Source organism: Acinetobacter sp. YH12049, assembly GCF_013419875.1.
Lineage (GTDB): Bacteria > Pseudomonadota > Gammaproteobacteria > Pseudomonadales > Moraxellaceae > Acinetobacter > Acinetobacter amyesii.
Genome location: NZ_VOZH01000072.1, coordinates 1 through 7,675, shown reverse-complemented (window position 1 = coordinate 7,675; position 7,675 = coordinate 1). Strand labels below are relative to the sequence as shown.

Below are 7,675 nucleotides of genomic sequence, written 5' to 3'. Positions count from 1 at the left end.
TTGGCCAGAAAAATGAGTCGTTCTCGCTGTTCTAAACTAAGTGGTACAGAAACAATTCGAGGCATGTGTGAACATCTGTTAACTAAAAAAACTTTTTCGCATGATTAGTTATTTTTGTCAACTTAATGGTCTTTCATTTTTAAAATGAAATCATTTGCTTCATCTACACGTTCAGCAGTCAGGGTTTTAAATTGATATTGATTGAAAGCTTTTGGTTTCACTGCTTGTGAAACAGTAAAGGTTCGGATTTCGTCATAAAAATATGGCAACGGAAAACCTGATCTTTCATGATGTAAAATACTAGCAGCAACAGTATTGGCATTTAAAACCACACTTTCAAAAATCGTATCTTGTGGTATTTCATCATGGACATAGTCCATTAATAAACGCATGACTTTAGCACCACGATAAGCTGGATTCATTCTTAAATCGGCAACATAACGCATTAGGTCAGGCTGACCATTGATATAACAATAACGCCATCCCAAATTCATCATCGCAATCACAATAGATGGATCATCCACAGGGACAACCACTTTTAAATCTGGTCGATTATACTGTGCATGGCTAGCAGCCAAATAACTCGGGTGACGCTCATAAGATAAGGTAATACCATTACTTGGCACAGTCTCAGCACTAATTTTCATTAGTTGCTCATCATCTTCGACAGTCGCATTTCGAACCGCAAACTTAGTCTCATTCTTTGAATGATATAGCGCCGTTTCATCGAACGGTGCATCTAACACATCGATATCCATCTCAATACTCAATTATTTTTGTTTTCATTTTCTTAAGCGGCTCAGGCTTAATATTCCCTTCAATCATGCCATTGTTCATGGCGAGTGTTTTGTAGTAGTCCCAAGCATCTTGTACATGTACCACTTCAGGTTCATCCAACTGCCCTAGATCGCGTGCCAATTCATAATGAAAATTATGTTTAAGCAAACGGTCTAGTGCTTGAGCGGATGGTTGTTTATCTACATTGCCTTCACTGAGTAAAATATAGTGTGGTTTTTTAACCGAACATTGTTCAATACCCAAGATACTAATCGGCAAATAATCCGCTTGTTTAAACTCTGCAAGGACTTTAACTGCAGCATTGTGGTCGAGCTTTTCTCCAACCAAATCAACCGTCATTTTTCGACCTAAAAATTTAAAACATGGCACTTGCTGATAAAAGTCGGTGACTTCTAATTCATCATCAATCACATAACGAATTAATCCTGAACCTGTAGTAATCACAGGACTAACGATATCGCCTATTTTCAGTTGCCAAGATGACACCACTTTTTGGCTGTCTTGCAAAATAAATTCATAAAAATGTGACTGATAACTTAAGGTAAAACGGTTTGCAAATGGAATCGTCACTACGCCTTCAGTTGCCCATAAACCTTTACCCTCAAATGCCACCCCTGCAATTCGTTGCTGTAGCTGTACTGCCCATTGCTCTGCGCTCGCTGTATCCCAACTCGAAACCAGACTGAGTTTAGGCCACAGTTTTTTCCACGCCGTTGCTTGGGTCAAATCCAAGTCTTGTAAGCGATAGCATTGTTGACAAGATTTAGGAACTTGCAGAAAACTCAATCCCTCACGTTGCCATTGTCCAGTTTTCAAGACCTGCACAATTTCAGCTTGATGTTCTTGAATGATATCCAACAATTGCAAAGCAAATGTAGGACTCCATACCGAAATCATGCCTAAATGCTTATCTGCAACGAGATACACCGCAGTTGCAAACATGGCATCTTCGGCTGAACTTGCCATCGCAATTTCAGTCGGTACCGACTGGGTAATTTTACTCAGCACTCGCTTCGACAGATTAAGGAGCGCACTATCATCATTCAAATTACTATTTTCTAAAAGCTTTCGCTGGCTTTCAGGCAACCATGAAACCGACCAATAATGCGTTGAATTTTTAAGTTGTGGGTGTGTCCGATATAAATTAGTCAGCCATAAACCAATAGCCTCATCCAGTTCATCTAAAAAAGCCTGAGTATAGGGAATGAATTTAATTGCTTCACTCGACCCACTGGTGGGTTGAAACCGTACAATTTTTTCAGGCCCCAAACTATTTTTGCCACTTTGTCTGGATTGTTCAATTTGGCTTTTCCAATTGCTATAACGAGAAAGTGGATACTTTTTGGCAAATTGCTCATAGCTTAAATTTTGCGAAATGTGCTGCTTTAAAAAATGGCTTAATTTTTTACGTTGCACATTTTCTAGCTGATTTGCCTGCTGTGTATAGCGTTGAAACGCTTTGCGGCAGGCAATATTCAAAACTTGATGTGCAGTGGTGAGAAGCAATCCCATTAGGCCACCTTCGAGTCTGAACCTGTCGCAATATGCAATGTACGAGACTTATAACGTAACTTGCTGTCATGTTTACTCACACTGGTAGTCTTGGTTAAGAATCGATTTACATAACGGTATAAATCGCTCCAGCGTAATTCACCAATGCACGGAAGTTCTGTTCCATCGACCCAAGTTGGGTTCTTATCTTCAAAGAAAGCTATCTTGGTATTATTTTCGCGCATATCATGGGTGATGGGCGCAACATCTGCTTTGAGTGGTTGATAGTCTTCGCCAAAATTCAGCAGACCCGTTTCGTGGTTATAATATTCTGAGAAGTATTCTTTACAGTACGATTCAACAAAGTCTTTGAGATGAGCATTTTTCTCACCATAGTGTGGATAGTAGCTGTAGTAGTTATTGGCTAAGAGCAGATAAGTTTTAAAGCCTTTAGAGATTAAAATCCAATATATAGGTGTTCTTGGATGACGAAATTTAAAACTAATAATATAACGGAACATTGCTCTAGTTAATGCACGATTCCCCCAATACTCTTTCTCAATAATGGTATCACCACTGAAAAAAGCATGTCGGGCTTTACCATCAACAATAAAGTCACGCTCCATAACCGTCGAGAATCCGACAATTTGATTATTTTTCGGTTCAATAATGAAAAAAACACCGGTTTTTTCTAAGAAGTCGCGTTCAAAAATTTCATAACGGGTATTGGCATAATATTTTTGGTAAATACCATACATGCGTTTGAGTTCTTGAACAGTGATGTCATCTGTACGTTTATATAAACTATAAGGTTCTTTTTTGATCTGCCTAAGCAGTTTAAATTCCATCATAATCATAATTCCCTGTTGCCATTCATTCATGATGAACGAGCGATATTGTTTTTGTTTTACAGAACACAGTCATCTCGTTGGATGTGTGCGGACGTCATATTAGTGGGTGAAAATGATGAAATGCAATGAACTTTACGTATTTAAACGAAAATTACGACAAGCGTAAAATTAAAAAACCCGGCCTAAACCGGGTTTCTGTTTTTACAACTGAACGTAGCTAATTTGTGCTTTTTAGTTGAGTTTTAACTTTTCAAAAGTTAGGTGATCTCCTTCCGCTTGAACGACAATCGTATCGCCCGGTTGGAAAGCACCTGATAAGATTTTCTGTGCCAATGTATTTTCAACTTGTTGTTGGATAGCACGTTTCAGAGGACGTGCGCCATACACAGGGTCAAAACCAGCATCGATAAGTAATTCAAAAGCACTATCTTCAACCGCCAGACTCATGTCTTTATCTGCCAAACGAGAACGTAAGCGATCCAACTGAATATCCGCAATGCCACGAATTTGCGCTTTTTGTAAAGAGTGGAAAACCACCAACTCATCAATACGGTTCACAAATTCAGGTCGGAAATGTTCAGATACCGCAGCCATAACCACAGCGCGAACTTCGTCTTTCGACGGGTTTTCACCTAATTCACGAACATCGGTTGAACCTAAGTTCGAGGTCATCACGATCACGGTGTTTTTGAAATCAATCACACGGCCTTGTGAGTCTGTTAATCGACCATCATCCAACACTTGAAGTAAGATGTTAAAGACATCTGGATGTGCTTTTTCAACCTCATCAAACAACACTACACTATAAGGTTTACGACGAACAGCCTCGGTTAACACACCACCTTCTTCATAACCCACATAGCCCGGAGGCGCACCTACTAAACGGCTCACCGAATGCTTTTCCATAAACTCTGACATATCGATACGAATAATCGCATCATCACTGTCAAATAAGAAGTTACCTAGAGCTTTGGTTAACTCAGTTTTACCTACACCTGTTGGCCCAAGGAATAAGAATGAACCACTTGGGCGGTTTGGATCGGATAATCCTGCACGAGAACGACGCACCGCATTTGATACTGCTACGACCGCTTCATCTTGACCGACTACACGGTTATGTAAGAACTCTTCCATGTGTAAGAGTTTTTCACGTTCACCTTGTAGCATTTTTGCAACAGGAATACCTGTAGCTGCACTTACCACTTCAGCGATTTCATTTTCAGTGACTTTGGTACGAATCAGTTTCGGCTCTTCATTCACCTCCGCAATTTCTTCTTCATTCAAGCGTTTTTGCAACTCAGGAATGACTCCATATTGCAAACGGCTCGCTTCTGCTAAATCACCTTCACGTTGTGCTTTTTCAAAGGCAGTGCGTGCTTTATCTAACTCAATTTGAGCTTGATTCGTGCCGTCAACCAGACGTTTTTCCGCAATCCACACTTCTTCCAAATCGCTATATTCTTTTTGAACTTCAGCAATTTGTTTCTCCAAATGCTCAACTTCAGCCTTCGACACCGAATCCGCATCTTTTTTTACGGCTTCAAGTTGCATTTTCAATTGAATTAGGCGACGGTCTAAACGGTCAAGTGGCTCTGGTTTAGAGTCAATTTCCATTTTGATTCGTGATGCTGCTTCATCAATCAAATCAATGGCTTTATCTGGCAACTGACGGTCTGTGATGTAACGGTGCGACATTTTTGCCGCAGCAATAATTGCAGAGTCTAAAATTTGCACACCATGATGGGTTGCATATTTGTCTTTTAGACCACGTAAAATCGCAATGGTGTCTTCCACGCTCGGTTCATCAACAATCACTTTTTGGAAACGGCGTTCTAATGCCGCATCCTTTTCGATATATTGACGGTACTCATCTAAGGTGGTTGCACCTACACAGCGAAGTTCGCCACGTGCCAACGCAGGTTTAAGCATATTCCCTGCATCCATTGCACCATCACCTTTACCTGCGCCAACAAGCGTATGTAATTCGTCAATGAAGAGAATGATCTCGCCATCATATTTGGCCAAATCTTTTAGAACTGCTTTCAGTCGCTCTTCAAATTCACCACGGTATTTTGCACCTGCAAGCAATGAACCTAGGTCGAGTGAAAGTACACGTTTGCCTTTCAGACTTTCAGGGACTTCGCCATTGACAATACGCTGTGCCAAACCTTCTACAATCGCAGTTTTACCCACACCCGGCTCACCAATCAGTACTGGGTTATTTTTGCTACGACGTGATAAAACCTGAATGGTACGGCGAATCTCTTCGTCACGACCAATAACTGGATCTAGCTTACCTTCTAATGCACGTGCATTGAGGTCTAAGGTATATTTGTTGAGTGAATCACGTTGATCTTCGTGGTTATTACTCATTACTTGTTCACCGCCTCGTATTTGTTCAATTGCACTACGTAATTTATCTGTCGTTACGCCTACACTATTTAATAAGGTTTTGGTTTTACCCGTTTCAGCTAAACCGAGAATCACCCAATCTGTAGAAAGAAACTCATCTCCAGCTTTTTGCGCAAAACTATCGGCTAAATTTAGCGCTTTGACTGCTTCAGGATTTAGGTTGATGTCCCCTGTCGGCGTCGCAATGGTGGCAGTATCCTGTAGGGCTTGCTGAAGCTTGGTTTTTAACTCAGGAAGATTAGCACCTGCCTGTTGTAACAAGCTTTGGTTCGAAGGCTCTTCAAGCAATGTCGAAAGAATATGGATTCCTTCAATGGCTGTATGGTCTTTCCCCATTGCTAATGATTGTGCATCGGATAATGCTTGCTGCAAACGGTTTGTGAATTTTTCAAATCGCATTCTTGTTATACCTCACAACAAATTCTGTACTTGAAGCATATATGGGAGTCATATTTAAAATTTCAAATACATTTTTTAAATATTTTTCAATGAGTTAATTTTAAGATAAAGATAAATCTCAATTATAATATTGGTATAAATAGAATACTTTTCAAGTCATTTATTGAAGAATTTAGTACTTTATTATATTGTTTAAATACATATGTATTTTTAGGCAATTTTTTTGTCAACTCAACTGACTTTCTGACAATAAAATTCAATGATTTTCCATTTGCTTAAATAATACAAATGTCAAAAAAGCCCACATTTACATGCAGGCTTTTGCTTAATCCACTAAAAAGTTCAGCTTAAGGTGCAGGATTTGGCTGTTGGCGATGAATAGCTTCAATCCCTTTTAAAATGTCTTCTGATAAATTTACCTCAAAAGCATCAATATTTTCTTTCAACTGATCTAGATTCGTCGCACCAATAATTGTACTGGTGACAAAGAATTGCTGCTTAATAAATGCAAGGGCTAACTGTGTCAACGTTAAACCATGCTGTTCAGCCAATTGTGCATATTGTTCTGTTGCCCATTCACTCTCCGCATTTGAATAGCGGCTAAAGCGTGAAAATAGTGTCACTCGAGCATTGGCAGGACGCGCACCATGACGGAATTTACCTGTTAGATAACCAAATGCCAATGGAGAATATGCCAATAAGCCCACGCCTTCGTAGTGTGCAATTTCAGATAAACCGATTTCATAAGTACGGTTCAATAAACTATAAGGATTTTGCACACTGACAATTTTTTCTAAACCATGTATTTCTGCAAGTTGTAGGAATTTTAAAGTTCCCCATGGCGTTTCATTAGATAGACCAATTGAGCGAATTCGGCCTTTTTTCACTTCCTGACTTAAAGCAACCAACGTTTCTTCTAAATTGGTAATAGTTTGCGTACTGTTCGCTTCGGCATTGCCATAACCCAATTTACCAAAAAAGTTGGTAGGACGTTGCGGCCAATGTAACTGGTATAAGTCAAGATAATCCGTCTGTAATCGCTGAAGAGATTGATCTAGTGCAGACTCAATTTCTGAGGCAATAAATTTGGTTTGTCCATCTCGAATATGACTGCCACCTTGTGACGGACCTGCAATTTTTGAAGCTAAGATTAATTTATCGCGTCCACCGCGAGCTGCAATCCAGTTACCAATAATAGTTTCAGTGGAACCTTGGGTTTCAGGTTTCGGTGGGACAGGATACATTTCTGCAGTATCCCAAAAGTTAAGACCACGCTCTAAAGCATAATCCAATTGCTCGAAAGCTTCTGCTTGGGTGTTTTGTTCACCAAACGTCATAGTGCCTAAACAAATTTCTGGAACTAAAATTCCGCTATGTGCCAATGGTTTAAATTGCATGCCACAAATTCCCTCTTTATTTTAAATATCAATATATAAGTCACGAAGTAGCTTACCTAAGATATCGGCTTTGTTTAAATCATAATTTTCTGTTTATTTGTCAAAAAATGTGAGAAAAGCTTGTTCAGATATAATAGTGAGAAATGAATAGACATAAAAAAAGCAAACCCCTGAGTTTGCTTTTTTTTATTTAGAAGAATGATTAGGGTGTGTTGACATTTACAGCCGATAAATTGAGCTAAAGAGGCAACCATATAAATATACAAGCTAAAGCAACAGCGCTTTGATAGTTACGTTTTAGCTTATCGTATCTTGTGGCAATTCCTC

5 protein-coding genes and 2 pseudogenes are annotated in these 7,675 nt (G+C 39.4%); all 7 read right to left on the bottom strand.

Annotated features, from left to right (window positions below; genetic code table 11):
* Positions 1 to 65, bottom strand: a pseudogene (locus FTU05_RS18060) (helix-turn-helix domain-containing protein); the annotation flags it as partial.
* A gap of 57 nt (positions 66 to 122) precedes the next feature.
* Positions 123 to 758, bottom strand: coding sequence for a hypothetical protein (locus FTU05_RS16885; RefSeq protein WP_180166127.1), 636 nt, complete (start codon positions 756 to 758; stop codon positions 123 to 125).
* A 1-nt stretch (position 759) separates the two neighbouring features.
* Positions 760 to 2,310: a GH3 auxin-responsive promoter family protein gene (locus tag FTU05_RS16880; RefSeq protein WP_180166125.1), complete on the bottom strand. Its 1,551-nt coding sequence runs from the start codon at positions 2,308 to 2,310 to the stop codon at positions 760 to 762.
* Complete coding sequence (locus FTU05_RS16875; RefSeq protein ID WP_180166123.1) at positions 2,310 to 3,140, bottom strand: hypothetical protein; 831 nt, start codon at positions 3,138 to 3,140, stop codon at positions 2,310 to 2,312. Before FTU05_RS16875 ends, FTU05_RS16880 begins: the two co-directional genes overlap by 1 nt.
* Positions 3,141 to 3,371: 231 nt before the next feature.
* A complete protein-coding gene (clpB, locus tag FTU05_RS16870) occupies positions 3,372 to 5,951 on the bottom strand; it encodes an ATP-dependent chaperone ClpB (protein ID WP_180166121.1) in 2,580 nt (859 codons plus the stop codon).
* Between the two features lie 347 nt (positions 5,952 to 6,298).
* Positions 6,299 to 7,348 carry an NADP(H)-dependent aldo-keto reductase gene (locus tag FTU05_RS16865; RefSeq protein ID WP_180166119.1) on the bottom strand — a complete coding sequence of 350 codons (1,050 nt, stop codon included), beginning with the start codon at positions 7,346 to 7,348 and terminating at the stop codon, positions 6,299 to 6,301.
* Positions 7,349 to 7,586: 238 nt separating this feature from the next.
* Positions 7,587 to 7,675 (bottom strand): annotated as a pseudogene (locus tag FTU05_RS16860) (IS5/IS1182 family transposase); the annotation flags it as partial.

Excerpts from the sequence above, each read along its gene's own strand:
- FTU05_RS16885 (WP_180166127.1), bottom strand. The coding sequence starts at position 758 with ATGGATATCGATGTGTTAGATGCACCGTTCGATGAAACGGCGCTATAT.
- FTU05_RS16880 (WP_180166125.1), bottom strand. The coding sequence starts at position 2,310 with ATGGGATTGCTTCTCACCACTGCACATCAAGTTTTGAATATTGCCTGC.
- FTU05_RS16875 (WP_180166123.1), bottom strand. The coding sequence starts at position 3,140 with ATGATGGAATTTAAACTGCTTAGGCAGATCAAAAAAGAACCTTATAGT.
- clpB (WP_180166121.1), bottom strand. The coding sequence starts at position 5,951 with ATGCGATTTGAAAAATTCACAAACCGTTTGCAGCAAGCATTATCCGAT.
- FTU05_RS16865 (WP_180166119.1), bottom strand. The coding sequence starts at position 7,348 with ATGCAATTTAAACCATTGGCACATAGCGGAATTTTAGTTCCAGAAATT.